18 protein-coding genes and 4 tRNA genes are annotated in these 20,354 nt (G+C 58.2%); 11 read left to right on the top strand and 11 right to left on the bottom strand.

All coding sequences use genetic code 11. The annotated features are described in order from the left end of the window. Positions 1 to 219 precede the first annotated feature (219 nt). Positions 220 to 1,068 (top strand): carboxylating nicotinate-nucleotide diphosphorylase, encoded by an 849-nt coding sequence (nadC, locus tag GHO41_RS15450; protein ID WP_153434050.1) that lies wholly within the window; start codon positions 220 to 222, stop codon positions 1,066 to 1,068. Positions 1,069 to 1,151: 83 nt separating this feature from the next. Here the strand turns inward: nadC and GHO41_RS15445 are convergent, their stop codons facing one another. The 3 genes from GHO41_RS15445 to GHO41_RS15435 all read right to left on the bottom strand — a co-directional run bounded on the left by GHO41_RS15445 (position 1,152) and on the right by GHO41_RS15435 (position 3,637). Next, a complete protein-coding gene (locus tag GHO41_RS15445) occupies positions 1,152 to 1,649 on the bottom strand; it encodes a methylated-DNA--[protein]-cysteine S-methyltransferase (RefSeq protein WP_153434049.1) in 498 nt (165 codons plus the stop codon). Next, a complete protein-coding gene (locus GHO41_RS15440; RefSeq protein ID WP_153334957.1) occupies positions 1,646 to 3,142 on the bottom strand; it encodes a DNA-3-methyladenine glycosylase 2 in 1,497 nt (498 codons plus the stop codon). The genes GHO41_RS15445 and GHO41_RS15440 overlap by 4 nt, the downstream gene beginning before the upstream one ends. 84 nt (positions 3,143 to 3,226) lie before the next feature. After that, positions 3,227 to 3,637, bottom strand: a complete 411-nt coding sequence (locus GHO41_RS15435; protein ID WP_371928941.1) for a prepilin-type N-terminal cleavage/methylation domain-containing protein — start codon at positions 3,635 to 3,637, stop codon at positions 3,227 to 3,229. 220 nt (positions 3,638 to 3,857) lie between these two features. On the opposite strand from GHO41_RS15435, the gene GHO41_RS15430 reads away from it, so the two are divergent. From GHO41_RS15430 to GHO41_RS15405, 6 genes are all read left to right on the top strand, one after another. Beyond that, positions 3,858 to 5,075, top strand: a complete 1,218-nt coding sequence (locus GHO41_RS15430; protein ID WP_153434047.1) for a type II secretion system F family protein — start codon at positions 3,858 to 3,860, stop codon at positions 5,073 to 5,075. Further along, positions 5,072 to 5,938, top strand: a complete 867-nt coding sequence (locus GHO41_RS15425) for an A24 family peptidase (protein ID WP_153434046.1) — start codon at positions 5,072 to 5,074, stop codon at positions 5,936 to 5,938. The genes GHO41_RS15430 and GHO41_RS15425 overlap by 4 nt, the downstream gene beginning before the upstream one ends. A 1-nt stretch (position 5,939) precedes the next feature. Next, a complete protein-coding gene (gene coaE, locus GHO41_RS15420; protein WP_153434045.1) occupies positions 5,940 to 6,563 on the top strand; it encodes a dephospho-CoA kinase in 624 nt (207 codons plus the stop codon). Further along, positions 6,560 to 6,766, top strand: coding sequence for a DNA gyrase inhibitor YacG (gene yacG / locus GHO41_RS15415; protein ID WP_048367331.1), 207 nt, complete (start codon positions 6,560 to 6,562; stop codon positions 6,764 to 6,766). The genes coaE and yacG overlap by 4 nt, the downstream gene beginning before the upstream one ends. Positions 6,767 to 6,846: 80 nt before the next feature. After that, entirely contained in the window at positions 6,847 to 7,476 is a 630-nt protein-coding gene (locus tag GHO41_RS15410; RefSeq protein ID WP_048367338.1) for a DUF1780 domain-containing protein, read from the top strand. A gap of 283 nt (positions 7,477 to 7,759) precedes the next feature. After that, positions 7,760 to 9,061 carry an NAD(P)/FAD-dependent oxidoreductase gene (locus GHO41_RS15405; RefSeq protein ID WP_153434044.1) on the top strand — a complete coding sequence of 434 codons (1,302 nt, stop codon included), beginning with the start codon at positions 7,760 to 7,762 and terminating at the stop codon, positions 9,059 to 9,061. A 58-nt stretch (positions 9,062 to 9,119) separates the two neighbouring features. Here GHO41_RS15405 and GHO41_RS15400 read toward each other — a convergent pair whose 3' ends face one another. Next, positions 9,120 to 10,517 (bottom strand): glutamate decarboxylase, encoded by a 1,398-nt coding sequence (locus tag GHO41_RS15400; protein ID WP_153334951.1) that lies wholly within the window; start codon positions 10,515 to 10,517, stop codon positions 9,120 to 9,122. A gap of 173 nt (positions 10,518 to 10,690) precedes the next feature. On the opposite strand from GHO41_RS15400, the gene glsA reads away from it, so the two are divergent. Both glsA and GHO41_RS15390 read left to right on the top strand, forming a co-directional pair. Then, positions 10,691 to 11,635 carry a glutaminase A gene (glsA, locus tag GHO41_RS15395; RefSeq protein ID WP_153434043.1) on the top strand — a complete coding sequence of 315 codons (945 nt, stop codon included), beginning with the start codon at positions 10,691 to 10,693 and terminating at the stop codon, positions 11,633 to 11,635. Between the two features lie 54 nt (positions 11,636 to 11,689). After that, positions 11,690 to 13,189 (top strand): amino acid permease, encoded by a 1,500-nt coding sequence (locus GHO41_RS15390; RefSeq protein WP_228393728.1) that lies wholly within the window; start codon positions 11,690 to 11,692, stop codon positions 13,187 to 13,189. Positions 13,190 to 13,417: 228 nt separating this feature from the next. On the opposite strand, the gene GHO41_RS15385 is transcribed toward GHO41_RS15390, so the two are convergent. The 7 genes from GHO41_RS15385 to rluD form a co-directional block, all read right to left on the bottom strand. After that, positions 13,418 to 13,494, bottom strand: a tRNA-Pro gene (locus tag GHO41_RS15385). A gap of 93 nt (positions 13,495 to 13,587) precedes the next feature. Continuing rightward, a tRNA-Lys gene (locus GHO41_RS15380) sits at positions 13,588 to 13,663 on the bottom strand. A gap of 5 nt (positions 13,664 to 13,668) precedes the next feature. Further along, positions 13,669 to 13,745, bottom strand: a tRNA-Pro gene (locus GHO41_RS15375). Positions 13,746 to 13,754: 9 nt separating this feature from the next. After that, positions 13,755 to 13,830: transfer RNA gene (locus GHO41_RS15370), tRNA-Asn, on the bottom strand. Positions 13,831 to 14,137: 307 nt separating this feature from the next. Further along, positions 14,138 to 16,705: an ATP-dependent chaperone ClpB gene (clpB, locus tag GHO41_RS15365; protein WP_048367348.1), complete on the bottom strand. Its 2,568-nt coding sequence runs from the start codon at positions 16,703 to 16,705 to the stop codon at positions 14,138 to 14,140. A gap of 120 nt (positions 16,706 to 16,825) precedes the next feature. Next, positions 16,826 to 17,560, bottom strand: a complete 735-nt coding sequence (pgeF, locus tag GHO41_RS15360) for a peptidoglycan editing factor PgeF (RefSeq protein WP_048367349.1) — start codon at positions 17,558 to 17,560, stop codon at positions 16,826 to 16,828. Beyond that, complete coding sequence (rluD, locus tag GHO41_RS15355) at positions 17,557 to 18,519, bottom strand: 23S rRNA pseudouridine(1911/1915/1917) synthase RluD (RefSeq protein ID WP_048367800.1); 963 nt, start codon at positions 18,517 to 18,519, stop codon at positions 17,557 to 17,559. Before rluD ends, pgeF begins: the two co-directional genes overlap by 4 nt. Positions 18,520 to 18,667: 148 nt before the next feature. Between rluD and GHO41_RS15350 the strand changes: the two genes are divergently transcribed. Then, complete coding sequence (locus GHO41_RS15350; RefSeq protein WP_123751294.1) at positions 18,668 to 19,681, top strand: outer membrane protein assembly factor BamD; 1,014 nt, start codon at positions 18,668 to 18,670, stop codon at positions 19,679 to 19,681. Between the two features lie 118 nt (positions 19,682 to 19,799). Further along, positions 19,800 to 20,030: a PP0621 family protein gene (locus GHO41_RS15345; RefSeq protein ID WP_048367351.1), complete on the top strand. Its 231-nt coding sequence runs from the start codon at positions 19,800 to 19,802 to the stop codon at positions 20,028 to 20,030. Positions 20,031 to 20,354: the final 324 nt, after the last annotated feature.

Here is a 20,354-nt window from a genome sequence, read left to right as displayed (position 1 = left end):
CTAGTGCGTCAAAGCTATGACGCCAAATAGAAGGCGGATTATCGGTAAAAGAACTCGCTTGTACCAGTCACACTCGGCATTTCAATGAGCGAGCGGGCAAATTAATCCTGAAACTGCCAAAAGCCGCACAGTTAGGCATGTTATTCCTGCGCTGCATGCGCCTTGGGTTCCGCAGCGGCATAGTCATATAATCGACGCACTTTGTTTGTGGAGCGCGTTATGCCGAATTTACATCTGGCCGACCTCACTGCCGAAATCGAAGCCAACGTGCGTCGTGCGTTAGCCGAAGACCTGGGCAGCGGCGACATCACTGCACGACTGATACCCGCCGAACGTCTGGCCAAAGCGACGATCATTACCCGCGAAGCAGCCGTGATCAGTGGCACCGCCTGGGTCGACACTGTGTTTCGCCAGCTTGACCCGCGCGTAGCCGTGCACTGGCAAGTGGTCGACGGCGAGCGCGTGAGCCCCAACCAAGTGTTGTTTCACCTCGAAGGCCCTGCCCGCTCGTTGCTCAGCGGTGAACGCAGCGCCCTGAACTTTCTGCAAATGTTGTCGGGCGTTGCGACCCACGCGCAGTCATTGGCCGATAAAGTCGCTGACACTCAAGTCAAGCTGCTCGACACCCGCAAAACCTTGCCGGGCCTGCGTCTGGCGCAAAAGTATGCAGTGACCTGTGGCGGCTGCCATAACCACCGCATTGGCTTGTACGACGCCTTCCTGATCAAGGAAAACCACATTGCGGCCTGTGGCGGCATTGCCGAAGCCATCAATGCCGCGCACAAAATCGCGCCTGGCAAGCCGGTGGAAATCGAAGTCGAAAGCTTGAGCGAACTCAAGGAAGCGCTGGCGGCGGGCGCCGACATCATCATGCTTGACGAACTGAGCCTGGACGACATGCGCGAAGCCGTGCGCATCAACGCGGGCCAGGCCAAACTTGAAGCCAGCGGCGGGATCAACGACTCCACCCTGCGCCCGATTGCCGAAACCGGCGTGGACTACATCTCGATCGGTGCCATGACCAAAGATGTCAAAGCGGTGGACCTGTCGATGCGTTTGAGCATCTAACCCCCCTCACCTGTAGGAGCGAGCTTGCCTCACGATCTGTTGAATGTTTAAAAGATCGCGAGGCAAGCTCGCTCCTACAGTCATTACGCCAGCGAGAACCCTTGGCTGCGTTCTTCATGCTCAAGCAACCACTGCTTGGCCGCCAGTCCGCCGCCAAAACCGGTCAGGGTGCCGTTGCTGCCGATCACCCGATGGCACGGGATGATGATCGGAATCGGGTTACGCCCATTGGCAGCACCCACCGCCCGTGAGGCTTTGGGTCGCTGGATCTGCCGGGAAATCTCCCCGTAGCTGGTGGTCTTGGCGTAAGCAATGGTGGTCAAGGCTTGCCACACCGACTGCTGAAACGCCGTCCCCTGCGGTTTGAGCGGCAGCTCGAAGATCAAGCGCTCACCCGCGAAATACTCGTCCAGCTGGCGGCGCACTTCGGCCAGTTTGTGCGGTGCATGTTCCCAACCGTCCAGTGGCGTGTGTGGGCGGCGGTCCAATTCAAAGCGGACTTCGCGAAGGCCTTCAGCGTCCGCCACCAAAAACAGCGGGCCAATCGGTGAAGGTATTTGGTCGTAATACACTTGGGTCATGTTGGCTCCTTGCGCGCCGCAGCCGAATCGGTGGCTGCACGCCATAAATACATCACTGAGTAAGCACGCCATGGGCGCCAGCTTTCGGCCAGGGTTTGCAACGCTTTGGTGCTGACCGGGTCGCCCAGCGGATTGGCCTCGCGGCGCAGGATCAAGTCCGCCGCCGGGAACGCATCCGGGTGTTTAAGCACGCGCATGGCGATGTAATGCGCAGTCCATTCGCCAATGCCCGGCAGTTGCACCCAGCGGTTGATAAAGTGCTGCAGTGGTTGTTCGAGGGCAAAATCGACTCGCCCGTCAAGCAAGGCGCGGGCAATGCCTTGAATAGTGTTGATGCGGGCCTGGGTAATGCCCATTTGGTCCATGTCGGCGTCCGCCAATTGCTCGGGGCCGGGGAACAGCCGGTTCAAATCCGCCCCAGCAACCGGCTCAATCGCAATGCCGTAGCGCTGCACGATGCGACTGGCGAGTGTGCGCGCCGCAGCCACGCTGACCTGCTGCCCCAACACAGCGCGTACCGCCACCTCAAAACCGTCCCAACCACCCGGCAACCGCAAGCCGGGGTAGCGCTCAATGACCGGCGCCAGCAGCGGGCTGGCACTCAAGGTTCGGGCGATAGCCAGCGGGTCGGCATCGAGATCAAACATGCGGCGAATCCGCGTGACCACGCTGAGCATCTGGCTCGGCGGCACATTCAGTAGCTCCAGTTGCAACGCATGCTGTTCGCCGGGCCAGGCGCTGACCCGCAGCCAGCCAGGCGCCGCTGGATCGCCCATTACTCGCTGATAACTCTGTGCATCCACTAACTCGATACCCGGTAAAGCCCGGGTCTGCAAAAAGCCCAGCAACGCCTGGAAATCGTACGGCGGGCGAAAGCCCAGGCGCAGAACCAAGGCCTTGTCGGCACGGGGTTTAGGGCTACGCCTGAACGCCCTGGGCTCTGCATGGTTGGCTTCGGCAAACGCGGCATTGAAACGGCGCAGGCTACGAAAACCCGATGCCATGGCCACTTCGGTAATCGACAGGTCGGTTTCGGTCAGCAGTTGTTTGGCGAACAGCAGCCGCTGGGTGGCATGCACCGCCATGGGCGGCGCGCCCAAATGCTGGACGAACAAACGGCGCAATTGACGGGCGCCAATGTGCATGCGCTCGGCCAGCGTCTCCAGCGAGTGGTCGGCCAAATAGCCTTCATTAATGAGCTTGAGCGCCCGCGCCACCAAATGCTCGCCATGCAGCCACAACTGGTTACCCGGCGCCAGCTCCGGCCGACAGCGCAAGCACGGGCGAAAACCTTGGGCCTGGGCGGCGGCAGCGCTGGGGTAATACACCACATTTTCGGCTTTGGGCGGCCGCGCCGGGCACACCGGGCGGCAATAGATGCGCGTGCTGAGAACCGCGGTAAAAAATACCCCGTCAAACCGCGCATCGCGGCTTAAACGGGCGATTTCACAGGCGGCGGTGCTGGGTGCGGGAAGGCTGTCTTGTGTGTTCATGAGCCGCAGAATAGCACCGGGTTTTTAGCGGTTCTCGCCATTTTCGGACGTCAATGTCCGGGCTGCCCCCCACAGGATTACCCGTTATTTGCACGCCCCCTTCTCCAGGCATGTACCGCTTTGGCTCCACACCAGTGTGCCGCCCGAGCTGCTCAGCGATGGGGTCATGACGCTGGTCCAGCCACCCGCTGCCTCGGTGCCGGTCATGGTGATCACGCCGTCAATCACGGTCATGCCAGCCGCCAGGTTGTCCGTCGGATCGGCCGGGGCAGGAATGCCATGGCTGCCCGCGTCGCAAACGCTCAAGTCATTGCTCTCGCTGTAGCACAGGGCCACTGCCGTCTTGTACGTATTGCTGATGGCGTTCAGTTCAGCGAAGCGGGCCTTCATGGTGTGCTCGTGGTAAGCCGGTAACGCGAACGAGGCGATCAAGCCGATGATCGCAACCACGATCATCATTTCGATCAGGGTGATGCCGAGTTGTTGTTGTTTCACAAAAAATCTCCAAACGTGGGACGCGGCCCAGCGGCCAAACGCCATAACCGTGCCAAGCCTGCAAAAAAGTGCGCACAGGCTATCAAGGTTAGCGGGCGGATGCTCCCTCACTGCATGGCAGACACCTTTGGACACGCTCCAGTGAGTTGCTCAGCGCCCGGCGCATCTAGCCTTCAGACTCACAGCCCAACAGGGCGAGCCACTCTTCAAGGATCAACGCATGGCAACACAGCCAGTTAAAACCGGGGTGTACCGCTGGGAAGGCACCGACCTCAAGGGCACCCCTGTGAGCGGCGAAACCAGCGCCCAAAGCCTGGCCATGATCCGCGTTCAGCTACGCCGCCAAGGTATTACCGCAGGTAAAATCCGCCGTCATAGTGACCGCGAGCCGCGCAGGGGCAAATCGATCACCGCGCTGGAAATCTCACTGTTTACCCGCCAACTGGCCACGCTGATCAAAGCGGGCATCCCGCTGCTGCAGGCCCTTGAGGTCATCGCCAAAGGCTTCGAGCACATGACCATGCGCCAATTGGTCGGCGAGCTGAAGCAGGACATCAGCGCAGGCATCAACCTGGCCACGGCGCTGCGCAAAAAACCGGCGCAGTTCGATGCGCTGTTTTGCAATCTTGTCGACGCAGGCGAGCAGGCCGGTGCTCTGGATGTCGTGCTGCAACGGGTGGCGGCCTACAAAGAAAAAACCGAAGCCCTGAGAAAGAAGATCAAAAAGGCCATGACCTACCCCATCGCCGTGGTGCTGGTGGCACTGGTGGTCAGTGCCATTTTGTTGATAAAGGTGGTACCGCAGTTTCAAGGCGTGTTCAGTTCTTTTGATGCCCAATTGCCCGCCTTCACCCTGGCGGTGATCGCTTTGTCCGAGATGCTGACGCAACACGGCGCTTGGCTGTTTGGCGGTGGCTGCCTGATTTTTTTCGCGCTTGGCCATCGCTATAAACGCTCTGAGGCCCTGCGCCAGCGGGTTGATCGATGGCTGCTGAAACTGCCGGTTATCGGCAGCTTGCTGCGGTTGTCAGCCATCGCCCGCTTTGCCCGCACCTTGGCCACCACCCTGGCGGCCGGTGTTCCGCTGCTCGAGGCGTTGCGCGCCGTCGCTGGTGCAACGGGCAACCACGTGTACAAAGAGGCGGTGCTCAGGCTCCAGCAGCACGTGGCAACCGGTAGCCAAATTCATGTGGCCATGGGCGCGACGGGCGTGTTTCCGGGCATGGCGATTCAGATGACAGCAATTGGCGAAGAATCCGGCACATTGGATGACATGCTTAATCACGTCGCCACCTATTATGAGAGCGAGGTCGACAGTGTGGTCGACAACCTGACAACGTTGATGGAGCCGCTAATCATGACGGTTCTCGGCGTTTTGGTGGGCGGGCTGGTGATCGCCATGTATTTACCGATTTTCAAACTGGGCCATGTCATTTGAGCACGATCGATGTTTTCACCCTGTCTCCCGGCGCCTTTATCGCCTGCGCCCTGGTGCTTGGCCTGCTGGTGGGCAGTTTTATCAATGTGCTGGCGTGGCGGCTGCCCAAGATGCTTGAGCAGGACTGGCAGGCGCAGGCCCGCGAACTGCTTGGCCTGCCCGCCCCGGCCAAAGGCCCTGTGTATAACTTGATGCTGCCGCGCTCACATTGCCCACACTGCCAACACACTTTGCGCGCCTGGGAGAACATTCCGCTGCTGAGTTACCTGGTGCTGCGCGGCAAATGCTCGCAGTGCAAAACCGCCATCAGTCTGCGTTACCCCCTCACCGAGTTGACCTGCGCGGTCTTGTCGGGCGTGGTCGCATGGCACTTCGGGGCAAGCCCGCAGGCAGGCTGGATGCTGCTGTTGACCTGGGGCCTGCTGGGTATTTGCCTGATCGATCTCAAGCATCAAATCGTGCCGGACGTGCTGGTGTTGCCCTTGATGTGGCTGGGTTTGCTGCTTAACACCTTCGAGACCTTTACCAGCCTGATCCAGGCTGTATGGGGCGCGGCGCTGGGGTATCTGAGCCTGTGGTCGATTTTTTGGCTGTTCAAGCTGCTCACCGGCAAGGACGGCATGGGCTATGGCGATTTCAAGTTGCTGGCGCTGTTCGGGGCTTGGGGCGGCATGGCGATTGTGCCGCTGACGATTGTGCTGTCATCGTTGCTGGGCGCTTTGGTGGGGCTGGCGCTGCTGGCTATGCGCCGGGCGCAGGCCTCAACGCCCATCCCGTTTGCACCGTATCTGGCAATTGCCGGCTGGATTGCATTGCTCTGGGGTGGTCAAATGGCCGACTTCTATTGGCAGATTTCGGTTTGAAATGAATACCCCCTCTTCCAAACCCTGGGTTCTCGGCCTCACCGGCGGCATCGGCAGCGGCAAAAGTGCCGCCGCCGAGCACTTTGCCTCGTTGGGCGTGCACGTAGTCGACGCCGATCATGCGGCGCGCTGGGTGGTCGAACCCGGGCGCCCGGCACTGGCGCAAATCGCCAAGCACTTTGGCGATGACGTGCTGCAGGCCGACGGGCAGCTCAATCGCAGCGCGCTGCGCAGCCTGATTTTCAGCGACCCGCAGGAGCGCCAGTGGCTCGAAGCCCTGCTGCACCCGCTGGTGCGTGAAGAGATCGCGCAAAACCTGGCCCAGGCTCAATCGCCCTACGCCATTTTGGTGTCGCCGCTGTTGATTGAGGCCGGGCAACACAAGACCACCCAACGCGTATTGGTGATCGACGCCCCGCAAGCCCTGCAAATTCAGCGCACGTTGTTGCGCGACAACACCAGCGAAGAGCAAGTGCAGGCTATCCTCAAGGCCCAAGCCAGCCGCGAAGAGCGCCTGCGCCATGCTGATGACGTGCTGGTCAACGACACTGACCTCAACGCGCTCAAGTCCGAAGTTGAGCGCTTGCATCACTTTTATTTAACTCTGCATGGAGGCCAACCATGACCAAACCCCCAATGACCGTAGACTGCCCGACGTGTGGCGTCGCAGTGCAATGGACAACCACCAATGCCTTCCGGCCATTCTGTTCGGACCGTTGCAAACTCATCGACCTGGGCGCCTGGGCCAGCGAAGAACACAAGATCCCGGTGGCCCCGGACGCTGAAGACGAGTTGTTTTCAGAAGACTTGCCAACACGTCTGCATTAATCGTGAAGCCTGTGGGGGTGCAATTGAACGTTCCACCCCCACACTTTCAGTTACACCTGTTTCAAGGCTAAGCTGCGTGCATGGACGACTCTGATTACTTGCGCCTGCTTACGAGTCAGGCCGAACAAGCCAATGCCTTTTTATCCAATGCCCGCAAATGGGAGCGTGAGCGTTGGGTATGCCAACGGCTGCTTCAGGGCTTGAATATTGCCTACCACACCGAGGACTTCACTCAAGCCAGCCAGGAACCGCCCGACGTATTGTTTGGTGAGGCCCGTTTTGAGGTGTTTTTTGTGCTCGATGAAGGCCGCCGTCTCAACGATGAATGGCGCGAAGAACTCCAGCGCCGCCGCAGTGCTTACTCCTTGAGCCAACTGGTGCGCCGCGAAGCGCGGCCCAAGCGGATCCCGGCCAGCAAGCTGCTGCAACGTCTGGGCCCCACGCTGCACAAAAAAGCCAAGAACTACCAAGAGCGCGACATCGACTTGGGCCAATTGGACATCGTCGCTTTTTCCAGCCTCAAACGTGAGGTGCTGGACCTGAACAGTCATTTCCCGCCGCCCACCGAGTATTTGCGCCAGGGCTGGCGCTCGCTTTCACTGGTGGGACCGACCTTCGCCCGAGTATTGTTCGCCCAACCGGATGCGCCAGATTTTCTGCGCAACAATCTGGGCCGCAGCATTATTTTCGATGTCGGGATCAGTTTGTGAGCCCAAAGCGGTTAATTGAAAACACCCTCGTTCGTCTACACGACAAACTGAGAGTCGAGCCGTTGAGCTGCAACCGTTATGCTGGCTTTGATCCTGATGGCGCTAATGCTGTAGCTTTGTCACACCCTGCAACGTCTATCTGACGGGGCACTCTTTATGCCTGGCCCCATAACCCAGATGACCCGTTGCACACCGAATTCCAGGTTGTCCCGCGCTTTGAGCTGCTTTGCGCTCGCCCGGATAACCCGCGCACCGATTTTTTTAAGCCTTGTGAGTGATACCTATGACCCATCGTATTGTTATCGTCGGCGGCGGCGCTGGCGGTCTGGAGTTGGCGACCCGCCTGGGCAAGAGCCTGGGCAAGCGCAACAAAGCCAGCGTCACGCTGGTGGACGCCAACCTGACCCATATCTGGAAACCGCTGCTGCATGAAGTCGCTGCCGGCTCGCTGAACTCATCGGAAGACGAACTCAACTATGTGGCCCAAGCCAAATGGAATCACTTCGAATTCCAGCTCGGGCGCATGAGCGGGTTGGACCGTGAGCTGAAAAAGATCTCATTGTCGGCGACCCTCGACGAAAACGGGCAAGAGCTGGTGCCTGCGCGCGAGTTGAGCTACGACACGCTGGTGATTGCCGTGGGCAGCACCACCAACGATTTCGGCACCAAGGGCGCGGCTGAACACTGCCTGTTTCTGGATACCCGTAAGCAGGCCGAGCGCTTCCATCAGCAATTGCTCAACCACTATCTGCGCGCCCACGCCGGACAAACAGACGCGGTCGAAACCATCAGCGTGGCCATCGTTGGCGCCGGTGCGACCGGGGTCGAACTGGCCGCCGAGCTGCATAACGCAGCGCACGAACTGGCAGCGTACGGCCTGGATCGCATCAAGCCAGAAAACATGCACATCACCCTGATCGAAGCCGGGCCACGGGTATTGCCTGCACTGCCTGAGCGTATTGGCGGGCCTGTGCATAAAACCCTGGAGAAACTTGGGGTTAAAGTGCTGACCAACTCGGCCGTCAGCGAAGTGACCGCAGACAGTTTGGTGACTGCCGATGGGCAGGTGATCCCTGCGAGCCTGAAAGTCTGGGCCGCCGGTATTCGTGCGCCGGGCTTTCTCAAGGATTTGGCGGGTCTTGAGACCAACCGGATCAACCAATTGGTGGTGCTGCCGACCCTGCAAACCACTCGCGACGAGAACATTTTCGCCTTTGGTGATTGCGCGGCCTGCCCGCAACCGGGCACCGACAAGATGGTGCCGCCGCGCGCGCAAGCGGCTCACCAGCAGGCTTCGTTGCTGGCCAAATCGTTGAAGCTGCGCCTGGAAGGTAAAACGCAATTGCCGGACTACCACTACCGCGATTACGGCTCGTTGATCTCGCTGTCGAGTTTTTCGGCGGTGGGTAACTTGATGGGAAGCCTGATGGGCACCGTGATGCTGGAAGGCTGGTTGGCGCGAATGTTCTACATTTCGCTGTACCGCATGCACCAGATGGCGCTGTATGGCACGTTCCGTACGTTGATGCTGATGCTGGGCAGCAGAATCGGACGCGGCACCGAGCCGCGCCTGAAACTGCATTAACCGTAGCCGCTGACCAGGCAAGAGGCGCGGCCTCATGCCTGGACAGCGACCACAGGTTTCAACGCCCTGCGTGGTTCCCCGCTTCCGCCTCACGGCCTTTAAAGCCGTGGGGTTTGTGGTCTTCAAAAAACTTCACGTTGCGCGCAAAGTCTTCCAGCAGCAATTTGGCCATATCGATCGACAGGCCTTGTCTGACCAGAATCCGCTGCACCACGACGTCTTCAACATTCGCCGGCAGGCTGTAAGCTGGCACCAACCAGCCACGAATGCGCAAACGGTCAGCCAGGTCATACAGGGTGTAATTGGTGTCGGCGCCAGGCTTCAAACGCCAGGTCAGTGCCGGGATCCCGAGCTTGGGGTCGCCACTGAAGAGCATTTCAAACGGCCCGATCTTGACCAGTTCACGTGCCAGGTACTGCGCCGTTGCATAGCATTCCGAGTGAATACGCTCGTAGCCCTCACGTCCCAGACGCAAGAAGTTGTAGTACTGGGAAATAATCTGCCCGGCCGGGCGCGAGAAGTTCAGGGCGAATGTCGGCATGTCGCCGCCCAAGTAGTTCACGTGGAAGATCAACCCTTCTGGCAGGTCTTGCGCATCGCGCCAGACCACCCAGCCTGCACCCAATGGCGCCAGGCCGAATTTGTGGCCGGAGGTGCTGATGGATTTGACCCGTGCAACACGGAAATCCCACAGCACTTCAGGTGCACAGAACGGGGCCAAAAAGGCACCGCTGGCGCCGTCGACGTGAATATCAACGCTCAGGCCGGTGCGCTTTTCCAGCTCATCAAGGGCGTCTGACAGCGGCTGGACTGTTTCGTACAAACCGGTAAAGGTTTGACCGAACGTCGGCACCAACACGATGGTGTTCTCATCGACCCGGCCGTCGAGGTCTTCCGGGGTCATGAACCAGTGACCTTCGGACATCGGCACTTCGCGGATTTCTACATCCCAATAGCGGGCGAATTTATGCCAGCACACCTGTACCGGCCCGCAGACCATGTTCGGGTTAGCCGTCGATTTGCCAGCGGCTTTACGTGCAGCACGCCAGCGCCACAGCGCAGCCAGACCGCCGAGCATGCAAGCTTCGCTGGAACCCACGGTGGAGGTGCCCAAGGTGTTCGCCGCATCAGGGGAATGCCATAAGTCGGCCAGCATATGGATGCAGCGGCTCTCAAGCTCCGCCGATTGCGGGTACTCGTCTTTGTCGATCATGTTTTTGTCGATCGACAGGTCCATCAGCCGGTGCACTTCATCTTCTGCCCAGGTTTGGCAGAAAGTGGCGAGGTTCTGTCGGGAGTTGCCGTCCAGATACAACTCGTCGTGGACCAGTTGGAAAACCTCGCTTGCGACCTGCTCCGACTCCGGGAAGCGCTTGATCGCGGCGGCATGATCCAGAGTCGATGAACCAAAAATAGGGTCAGTCGCAGAGTGACGCTTGACGCGGTGCAGTGCCATGAAAACTCTCCTTGAGTAATAAGCAACACAACTGAACCTACCGCTTGCCACCGGCTCAGCATCGACCCATGCAGCTTAGCTAAGCATTTGAAGTTTGCTGTTCGATTTACGATCAACGCTTTTTTTCCGATCTATAGTCTTCGTTCCTGTACTGAACTCACGGAGCGAGCGTAATGAAGCGAAAAGTCACGACTGCCGACGCCACCGTTACACAGGCCCTGGAGGAAGCCTTGAAACGCTTCGCCAGCAATCACCACGGTAAAAACGCCAGTTACATTCCCTATCTGGCGTCTGTCCCTTCGCAGTTGTTCGGCATCAGCATCATGTTCTGCGACGGCACCCATGCCGAGGTCGGAGACACCGATTACGAGTTCGCCATCGAGTCGATCTCCAAAGTCTTCACCCTCGCCCATGTGCTCGACGAATACAGCCCGCAAACGTTGCGCAGCAAGATTGGCTGTGACCCGACCGGCGAACCTTTTAACTCGGTGGTCGCCCTGGAATTGCACAAAGGCCGACCACTCAATCCGTTTGTAAACGCCGGTGCCATGGCCACCGTCAGCTTGATCAAGGCCGAAAACCCGCAAGTGCGCTGGGAGAAAATCCAGGCCACTTACAACGCCTTTGCCGGGCGCGAGTTAAGCGTCAACGAAGAGGTATACAAGTCCGAAGCCGCCAGCAATCAGCACAATCGCGGCATTGCCTGGTTGCTGCAAAGTTACGGCTACATGTACGCCGATCCGATGGAAGTCTGCGCCGTGTACACCCGCCAATGTTCGGTGTCGATCACCTGCCAGGACCTGGTCACGATGGGCGTGACACTGGCCAATGGCGGGGTTAATCCGCTCACCGGTAAACGCGTGGTAGAGGCCAAAAACGTAGCGCCGATACTGTCCGAAATGACCTTGAATGGCCTTTATGACACCACCGGTGACTGGTACTACAAAGTCGGTTTACCCGGCAAAAGCGGTGTTGGCGGCGGGATTCTGACCGTTGTACCCGGGGTGTGCGCCATCGCCGCCTTTGCTCCGCCACTGGATGTAGCAGGCAACAGCGTTCGCGGCCAATTGGCCGCTGAATATCTCAGCCGCACGCTCAATCTGAGCTTGCTGCACTGATCAGGAAGATTAAGGGAGGCGCAAATGGCTACGAACAGCAAAGCAAAAACTTACATGTCATGGCTCACCATCTGTTTCATGATGGTGGCCGCTGTTGCCAGTATCCGCTCACTACCGACCATGGCCGTTTATGGCCTGGGCTCTATTTTTCTATATGTGATTCCAGCCCTGTTGTTCTTCATCCCCGTGTCACTGGTGGCCTCTGAACTGGGCACCGGCTGGAATGGCGGGATTTACGGCTGGGTGAGGCAAGCGTACGGCGACCGTCCGGGCTTTTTTATCATGTGGTTCATGTGGGTACAGGTGGTGGTGTGGTACCCCATCGTGCTCGGATTTGCAGCCAGTACCATGGCCTACTTGATCAACCCGGACCTGGCCAAAAGCGGGGTGTTCACGGCGGCGGTGATCATCGTGTTGTATTGGTTATCAACGTTTGTCGCGCTTAACGGCCTGGGTGCGCTGTCCAAGCTGACGTCCTGGTTCATGTTGCTGGGCACGGCCCTGCCTGCTGCCGTGCTGGTATTGCTGGGCGTGGCTTGGCTGGTACTGGGGCACAAGTCTGCGGCGCCATTAACCCTGGACGCGCTGATCCCGGCCATTTTCGACACTTCCACCACGGTTAAGGCAGGCCCGCACAACCTGCACTCGGACTTGTGGCGCGAATTCACCGGGGTGATTACCGGCCTGGTGTTGATTGTGAGTAACTTTTTGGCGTTTGCCGGTATCGAAATGAACGCCATCCACGCCCGCGAATTGCGTAACCCGCAAAAAGAAATGCCGCGTGCGATTCTTTTGGCGTTCTTTATGATCCTGCTGGTGTTCATCCCGCCGACCGTGGCGATTTCGCTGGTGGTACCGGCTGACTCAACCAGCCTCACAGCCGGCGTGATTCAGGCCTATGCCGCTTTCTTTGCAGGGTTCAACATGCCGTGGGCGACGCCGATCATGGCAATTTTGCTGATTATCGGGGCGTTGGGCGGAGTACTGGCCTGGACGGCAGGGCCTTCGACGGGTCTGTTGTTTGTGGGCAAGGCCGGGATGCTCCCGCCTGTGCTGCAAGAAGTGAACAAAAAAGGCGTACAGAAAAATATTTTGTACCTGCAGGCCGTGATCGTCACGTTGCTCTCAACGATTTACATCTTTATCGACAACGTGTCGGATGCGTTTTGGATGATCAGTGCGATGGCGGCGCTGATGTACCTGATTATTTATGTGTTTATGTTCCTCTCCGCCATGAAGCTGCGTAAAACTCAGCCCAACGTTAAACGCGGCTATGTCCTTAAAGGGCTGCATGGCTGGTGCTACCTGGGGTTGTTCTCGACGTGTGTGGCGCTGGTGTTCGGCTTTATCCCGCCGAATAACTTCAGCAGCATGCCGTTTTTCGAGTACGCAGGGGTCTTGTTGATCGGGCTGGTGATTGCTGGCGTGCCGCCGTTCATCTTCTATGCGGTGCGCAAACCGTCATGGCAGATGGTGCCAAAAGCCGAGGCCGATCAATATTCAGCGGCATTGCAAGACCTGCAGGACGCCGACGCCAAGGCCGCGAAGGCGTGATGGGCCTGTAGTCGCTGCCGAAGGCTGCGATGGACCGTATCGCGGTCCTGCTTAAAACCGAAGGCCCTTCGGGCCTTATCGCAGCCTGCGGCAGCGACTACAAGGTCGCGGGGAACCGGGTTTTCTACAGGCATAAAAAAAGCGTCCCGAAGGACGCTTTTTTTATGGCCTCTGATGCGATTGGCATCAGTACCTGATTTTTCACACCCATTACTGCCGGGCAGAAAATGGTCGGGGTAAGGGGATTCGAACTCCTGACATCCTGCTCCCAAAGCAGGCGCGCTACCGGACTGCGCTATACCCCGGTAAAAAAAAGGCACCTTCAAGAGGCGCCTTCTGCGATCAGCGCTTTTGGCCTCTGATCTTAAGATCTAGCTCCAGCGAACTGGAGCCAAAAATGGTGGGTCGTGTGGGATTCGAACCTACGACCAATTGGTTAAAAGCCAACTGCTCTACCAACTGAGCTAACGACCCAAAAATGGTCGGGGTAAGGGGATTCGAACTCCTGACATCCTGCTCCCAAAGCAGGCGCGCTACCGGACTGCGCTATACCCCGGCTTGAAACTGGCTCCACGACCTGGACTCGAACCAGGGACCCAATGATTAACAGTCATTTGCTCTACCAACTGAGCTATCGCGGAACTATTTGTTTCAATTTACAACGTTACTGCTTTACATCTTTGCAGCTCTCTTTGACTTCATCGCATCGCTGCGTTGGCGTCTCTGAGGCGGGCCATTTTACAACCTTTCAAACCCTTGTCAACCCTTTTTTTTCCTTAGAAGACAATGATTTAGGTCTTCTAATGGGCTTCTCGGTTTGGGCCAAGTTGCCGTTGCGGGTGACTTACTGCGGGGCGCATCTTACAAGCGTTTTCCTTACAGATCAACACCCTAAGTAAAAAAAGGCCTCACTCAGTGAGGCCTTCCTTAAAACACGGGTCTTGAGCCTTATGCGAAGACGATTTCGTCGTCTTTCACACTGGCCACTACCGTGGTGCCTGGCAAGAACTGACCCGAAAGAATCAGTTGTGCCAGAGGGTTTTCGATCCAGCGTTGAATCGCACGTTTGAGTGGCCGTGCGCCATACACCGGGTCGTAACCCACAGCGATCAACTTGTCCAACGCATCCTGGTTCAGTTCCAGCGTCAGGTCACGCTCAGCCAGACGGCTGCGCAGACGACCCAGCTGGATCTCGGCAATGCCTGCGATCTGATCACGTGCCAGAGGCTCGAAGATCACCACTTCGTCGATCCGGTTCACAAACTCCGGACGGAAGTGCGTACTCACCGCATCCATCACCGCAGCGCGTTGTGCTTCACGATCACCGACCAGTTCCTGGATCTGTGCAGAGCCCAGGTTGGAGGTCATCACGATCACCGTGTTGCGGAAATCCACCGTACGGCCATGGCTGTCAGTCAGGCGACCGTCTTCAAGCACTTGCAGCAGCACGTTGAACACATCCGGGTGCGCCTTCTCGACTTCGTCCAGCAGCACCACCGAGTAAGGCTTGCGCCGTACTGCTTCGGTCAGGTAACCGCCTTCTTCGTAACCCACATACCCTGGTGGCGCACCGATCAGTCGAGCCACGGAATGTTTCTCCATGAACTCGGACATGTCGATCCGTACCATTGCCTCTTCAGTATCAAAGAGGAACTCGGCCAGCGCCTTGCACAACTCGGTTTTACCGACACCGGTTGGGCCCAGGAACATGAACGAGCCGCTTGGACGGTTCGGGTCACTCAAGCCAGCCCGCGAACGACGTACCGCGTTCGCCACGGCCACCACGGCCTCGTCCTGACCAATCACGCGCTCATGCAACAGGTTTTCCATGTTCATGAGTTTTTCGCGTTCGCCTTCGAGCATTTTCGACACGGGGATACCGGTCCACTTCGAGACGACTTCAGCGATTTCTTCTTCGGTCACTTTGCTGCGCAACAACTGGTTCTCAGTCTGGTTGCTGTGCTCGTCGACCATCTGCAGGCTGCGCTCCAGGTCGGGAATGACCCCGTACTGCAACTCGGCCATGCGGTTAAGGTTGCCACCGCGGCGTGCCACTTCCAGCTCTTGGCGAGCCTGCTCGATTTTCTGCTGGATCTGGGCAGAACCCTGCACTTCGGCTTTTTCCGAGGTCCAGATTTCTTCCAGGTCAGAATACTCACGCTCATGGCGCTCGATTTCTTCCTGCAGTTTCTCGAGACGTTTTTTCGCCGCCTCATCTTCTTCTTTCTTCAGCGCCTGGGCTTCAACCTTCAGTTGAATCAAGCGGCGCTCAAGACGGTCCAGCACTTCAGGCTTGGAGTCGATCTCCATGCGGATGCGGCTGGCCGCTTCGTCCATCAGGTCGATTGCCTTGTCAGGCAACTGCCGGTCAGTGATGTAGCGATGGCTGAGTTTGACCGCCGCAATGATCGCACCGTCGGTGATCGCCACCTTGTGGTGCACTTCATAGCGCTCTTTCAGCCCCCGCAGAATCGCGATGGTGTCTTCTTCACTTGGCTCATCGACCAATACTTTCTGGAAGCGACGCTCAAGCGCTGCGTCCTTCTCTATATATTGGCGGTACTCGTTGAGCGTGGTCGCACCGACGCAATGCAGCTCGCCCCGGGCCAACGCTGGCTTGAGCATGTTGCCCGCATCCATGGCGCCCTCGCCTTTACCGGCACCGACCATGACGTGCAGTTCGTCGATAAACAGGATGACTTGCCCTTCCTGTTTAGACAGCTCGTTGAGCACTGCTTTCAGACGCTCTTCGAATTCGCCACGGAACTTGGCACCGGCAATCAGTGCGCCGATGTCCAGCGACAGCAGGCGCTTGCCTTTAAGACCATCCGGCACTTCGCCATTGATGATCCGCTGCGCCAAACCTTCAGCAATCGCGGTTTTACCCACGCCAGGCTCACCGATCAGTACCGGGTTGTTTTTGGTCCGGCGTTGCAAGACCTGAATGGTGCGACGAATCTCATCGTCACGGCCAATCACCGGGTCGAGCTTGCCGTCTTCGGCACGCTTGGTCAGGTCGATGGTGTATTTATCCAGCGCCTGACGCGACTCTTCAGCGTTTGGATCGTTGACCGCTTCGCCGCCACGCAGGTTGTTAATGGCGTTTTCCAGGGCTTTTTTGGTTACGCCCTGGCTCAACAACAATTTACCCAACTTGTTGTTGTCGTCCATCGCGGCCAGCACGACCAGCTCGCTGGTGATGTACTGATCGCCTTTTTGCTGCGCCAGACGATCTGCCTGATTCAACAGACGCGCCAAGTCCTGCGACATATTCACGTCGCCGGTTGGATTCTGAATTTTTGGCAGTTGGTCGAGCTCTTTGGTCAGCTCTTTGCGCAGGCTGTTTACATCAAAACCGACTTGCATCAGCAGCGGCTTGATCGAACCGCCCTGCTGTTCCAACAATGCTTGCATCAAGTGCACAGGCTCAATAGCCGGATGGTCATGACCAACGGCCAATGACTGGGCATCGGACAACGCCAATTGCAACTTGCTGGTTAATCTATCTATACGCATTCGTCACCTTCCTTATGAGCAGGCCGGAGGGATGGAAACTCCTGAATGAAGAAACCTGCCAGATACCTTAGTAGATGCGGGCGGTTTCGAGAGTTTCAAGCGTATAGAAAATGATGTACGTCAACTGGCAGGCGTTTCGATCCAGACCAGCGAGGCGAAACGACCGGTGCGAGGGCTGCGCCGGTAGGAGAAAAAACGCGGGTCGGTGACGGTGCAAAAACCGCCGCCATACACCGCCGTAATGCCGCAGCGGGCCAGACGCAGGCGCGCCAGCTCATAGATGTCGGCCATGTAGCGGCCTTCATTGACGCTCGGAACAAAAGCCGCAGCGGCGTCGGGCAGGTCTTTTATAAAGACATCACGCACTTCGCCGCCGACTTCAAAGGCCTTGGGGCCGATGGCCGGGCCGAGCCAGACCAGTATGTCTTGTGGCTCAACATTGAGGCTTTGCGCTGTCGCTTCAAGCACACCGGCCGCCAGCCCGCGCCAACCGGCATGGGCCGCAGCGACGCGCGTGCCCGCGCGATCACAGAACAAGGCAGGCAAACAGTCAGCCGTCATTACCGTACAGGCAATGCCGGGGGTGGCTGTCCAGCTGGCATCGGCCTCTGCGATCTGGCCGGGGGTGGCAGGCGCAACGACAACCCCGTGAACCTGGCTAAGCCAGGCGGGCTGTACGTCAAAAATATGGGTCAAGCGTTGGCGGTTATGGGTAACGGCGACGGGGTCGTCGCCCACATGGTCGCCCAGATTGAAGCTGTCGAACGGCGCCACACTGACGCCGCCCGCACGGGTGGTCACACAGGCCCTGACGCCTGCCGGCGCGGGCCAGTCAGGAATCAGGAAGGTGTTCATCCGATAAAAGCCTCACGGTCTTGCTTCAGCAGGGTCAGCAACCAGGTAAAGTCGTCCGGCAATGGCGATTCCCAGCTCATGCGTACACCGCTCGTCGGATGATCCAACTCGAGGAAACGCGCATGCAGGGCCTGGCGCGGGAAGTTTTTAAGCGATTCGACCATGTTCACATTCGCTGCCGGCGGGATACGGAAGCGACCGCCGTAGGCAGGGTCTCCGACCAATGGGAAGTTAATGTGTGCCATGTGTACACGAATCTGGTGCGTGCGACCGGTTTCGAGCTTGACCCGCACATGGGTGTGGGAACGGAAACGCTCAAGCACACGGTAATGACTCACCGCCTGCTTGCCGCCCTCCATGACCGCCATGCGCTGGCGTTGCTGGCCGTGACGGCCGATGGGCGCGTTGATCTTGCCCCCGGCGGTGACGACACCGATCACGATGCACTCATAAATACGGCTGACACTGCGGCTCTGCAACTGTGCAACCAGTTGTGTCTGCGCCTGGATGGTCTTGGCGACCACCATCAGACCGGTGGTGTCTTTGTCGAGGCGATGCACGATCCCCGCACGCGGCACATTCACAATGTCCGGCACGTGGTGCAGCAAGGCGTTGAGCAACGTACCGTCGGCGTGACCGGCAGCCGGGTGCACCACCAGGCCCGCAGGCTTGTTGATCACCAGAATGTCATCGTCTTCGTAAACGATATCCAGAGGGATGTCTTGGGCGACCCATTCACCCTGTGCTTCCTGCTCGGCAGTCAGCTCCAGAATGGCACCCCCGTGGACGATATCACGAGGGCGTATGACGGCTCCGTCCACTGTAAGGCGGCCGTCTTTGATCCAGGCGGAAAGGCGCGAGCGCGAGTGCTCAGCGAATAATTGTGCGGCGACTTGATCGAGGCGTTGGCCACCCAGTTCGGACGGCACCTCTTCGCGAAGTTGAATTTTCTCGGACATGCTCATCAGGACCGCGCCAAGCCTTTGGTTTCGGCTGCGCGCTTGTGGTTAAATACGGCGTCTTTTGCCCCGAGGCTTTTCACGGGGCGCTCATCATAACAGGACGGACCCGCCCAAGACAGCGGCCGTCATAGGGACGCAAGCCGCCATGCAAGTGAAACACCTGCTGCTGATCGCCATCCTCGCACTGACCGCCGCTTGCTCGTCGACAAAAGAAGTCGTTGACGAAAACTTGAGCGAAGTCGAGTTGTACCAGCAGGCGCAGGCCGACCTGGACAACAACAGCTATACCAGTGCCACCGCCAAGCTGAAGGCTTTAGAGTCGCGCTACCCGTTCGGCCGTTATGCCGACCAGGCACAGCTCGAACTGATCTACGCCTACTATAAAAACTCCGAACCGGAAGCGGCCAAGTCCGCTGCCGAGCGTTTTATTCGCCTGCATCCGCAGCATCCAAACGTCGACTACGCCTACTACCTCAAGGGCCTGACCTCGTTTGACCAGGACGTTGGTCTGCTGGCGCGCTTCCTGCCGCTGGACATGACCAAGCGTGACCCGGGCGCTGCACGCGACTCCTACAACGAGTTCGCCCAGCTCACCAGCCGTTTCCCGAACAGCCGTTATGCTCCTGACGCCAAGCAACGCATGATTTACCTGCGTAACCTGCTGGCGGCATACGAAATCCACGTAGCCGACTACTACCTGACCCGTCAGGCTTATGTCGCAGCTGCCAACCGTGGCCGTTATGTGGTTGAGAACTTCCAGGAAACCCCTTCGGTCGGTGACGGCCTGGCGGTGATGGTTGAGTCTTACCAGCGCATGCACCTCGACCAACTGGCTGCCACCAGCCTTGAAGTGCTCAAGGACAACTACCCGAACCACCCAAGCCTGGTGAACGGTGAGTTTGTGCCGCAGGTTTCCGAGTCTGACAACCGTTCGTGGTTGAGCAAGGCCACCCTGGGCCTGATCGAGTCGTCGACACCGCTGCCACCGGGTGAAACCCGCGCCAACCTCGACATCCAGAAGCAATACCAGGATGCCAAGGACGCGATTCCGTCGGAACTCAAAGCCAAAGACGCTGATGGCAACATCATCGAAGAGCCTGAAGACACCAGCAAAAGCCGCTCGTGGTTCAGCTACATGACCTTTGGTCTGTTCGACTGATTGTTCGGCAATAAAAAAAGAGCCCTTCGGGGCTCTTTTTTTGGTCTGTGATTTGCTGCTGTGCGCCCGCCAAGTCCTTGGCTAAACTGACTGACCTTTTCTCGAATAGCGGATAACCATGCTTCGTTTACTGATCTGGGCTGCTCTGATTGCGGCTGGCGTGTGGTTCTGGCGCAAATACAAAGCCAGCCTTCAGGCGCCTAAAAAACCGGCCGACCCTGGCGCACAACCGATGGTGCGTTGCGCCCACTGCGGCGTGCACCTGCCACGCGATCGCGCCCTGAGCAAACAGCAGCAATGGTTCTGCTCACAAGAGCACCTGCAGCAAGGCCCACAAGCCCCCCGTTAAAGTCAAAAGCTCGCTCCAACGCTGGTCACGCCTTGTAGGAGCGAGCTTGCCTCGCGATCTTTTTATCTTGGTTTTACGACTGCTGCGCAGTCGGACGTAGCCTCGCAAGGCTCGTCAACTGCTACGTAGTAAACAGGCCACCGACTATCTTCAGCATCCCCCAATCGGTTCCCTCTCCTTCGGAGAGGCCTAGGGTGAGGGGTGCTCTTGATTAGAGAAGCTTTTATGTACACGGCCATTTAGGGTTCAGCCCTTACACCGTGTCACGTTGCATAAAGATCTTGGCGCAGTACCTAGGTGGATGGTTTACGACTGCTGCGCAGC

The organism is Pseudomonas sp. FSL R10-0399 (assembly GCF_009600165.1).
GTDB classification, from domain to species: domain Bacteria; phylum Pseudomonadota; class Gammaproteobacteria; order Pseudomonadales; family Pseudomonadaceae; genus Aquipseudomonas; species Aquipseudomonas helleri.
Note: the sequence above shows the minus strand (reverse complement) of the source record. Positions and strands in the feature narration are given on the sequence as shown.

Coding starts and splice junctions, on each gene's coding strand:
- GHO41_RS15410 (WP_048367338.1), top strand. CDS start 6,847: ATGGACGACTCTGATTACTTGCGCCTGCTTACGAGTCAGGCCGAACAA.
- clpB (WP_048367348.1), bottom strand. CDS start 16,705: ATGCGTATAGATAGATTAACCAGCAAGTTGCAATTGGCGTTGTCCGAT.
- nadC (WP_153434050.1), top strand. CDS start 220: ATGCCGAATTTACATCTGGCCGACCTCACTGCCGAAATCGAAGCCAAC.
- GHO41_RS15400 (WP_153334951.1), bottom strand. CDS start 10,517: ATGGCACTGCACCGCGTCAAGCGTCACTCTGCGACTGACCCTATTTTT.
- GHO41_RS15390 (WP_228393728.1), top strand. CDS start 11,690: ATGTCATGGCTCACCATCTGTTTCATGATGGTGGCCGCTGTTGCCAGT.
- GHO41_RS15405 (WP_153434044.1), top strand. CDS start 7,760: ATGACCCATCGTATTGTTATCGTCGGCGGCGGCGCTGGCGGTCTGGAG.
- GHO41_RS15345 (WP_048367351.1), top strand. CDS start 19,800: ATGCTTCGTTTACTGATCTGGGCTGCTCTGATTGCGGCTGGCGTGTGG.
- GHO41_RS15440 (WP_153334957.1), bottom strand. CDS start 3,142: ATGAACACACAAGACAGCCTTCCCGCACCCAGCACCGCCGCCTGTGAA.
- GHO41_RS15350 (WP_123751294.1), top strand. CDS start 18,668: ATGCAAGTGAAACACCTGCTGCTGATCGCCATCCTCGCACTGACCGCC.
- coaE (WP_153434045.1), top strand. CDS start 5,940: ATGAATACCCCCTCTTCCAAACCCTGGGTTCTCGGCCTCACCGGCGGC.
- glsA (WP_153434043.1), top strand. CDS start 10,691: ATGAAGCGAAAAGTCACGACTGCCGACGCCACCGTTACACAGGCCCTG.
- GHO41_RS15445 (WP_153434049.1), bottom strand. CDS start 1,649: ATGACCCAAGTGTATTACGACCAAATACCTTCACCGATTGGCCCGCTG.
- rluD (WP_048367800.1), bottom strand. CDS start 18,519: ATGTCCGAGAAAATTCAACTTCGCGAAGAGGTGCCGTCCGAACTGGGT.
- pgeF (WP_048367349.1), bottom strand. CDS start 17,560: ATGAACACCTTCCTGATTCCTGACTGGCCCGCGCCGGCAGGCGTCAGG.
- yacG (WP_048367331.1), top strand. CDS start 6,560: ATGACCAAACCCCCAATGACCGTAGACTGCCCGACGTGTGGCGTCGCA.
- GHO41_RS15430 (WP_153434047.1), top strand. CDS start 3,858: ATGGCAACACAGCCAGTTAAAACCGGGGTGTACCGCTGGGAAGGCACC.